At 67.0% G+C, this 379-nt stretch carries 1 pseudogene; it reads right to left on the minus strand.

Annotation, left to right across the window (positions count from 1 at the left end):
- Nucleotides 1-379 (minus strand): annotated as a pseudogene (locus IHE49_RS18370) (OmpA family protein); the annotation flags it as partial.

Here is a 379-nt window from a genome sequence, read left to right on the forward strand (position 1 = left end):
TAGTCCGGCTTGCCCTTGCTGTCCGTGTAACCCGCTACCGTCACGTGCACGTCCGGATAGCGCTTCAGCGTGTCCACCGCCTGGTCCAGGATCGCCACCGAGTCCGACGTCGGCACGGCCAGCGCCTTGTCGATTTCCGATGCGTGCACATGGCCCTTCTTCGGGAAGTCGAACTTGAAGTTCACACCACGCAGGTCGATCACCACCTTCTGCGGCGCCGGCGCTTCAACCGGAGCCGGCGGCGGCGGCGGCGGCGGCGCAGCAGCCGGGGCCGGAGCCGCCGGAACCGCACCGATGCGCGACACGATGCTCAGACCCAGGAACCAGTCACCGTAACCGCTGTGGTTCGGCTGGCTCTGGTCGTCCCAATCGTAGCGGT

Source organism: Rhodanobacter sp. 7MK24 (assembly GCF_014842995.1).
Classification (GTDB): Bacteria; Pseudomonadota; Gammaproteobacteria; order Xanthomonadales; family Rhodanobacteraceae; genus Rhodanobacter_A.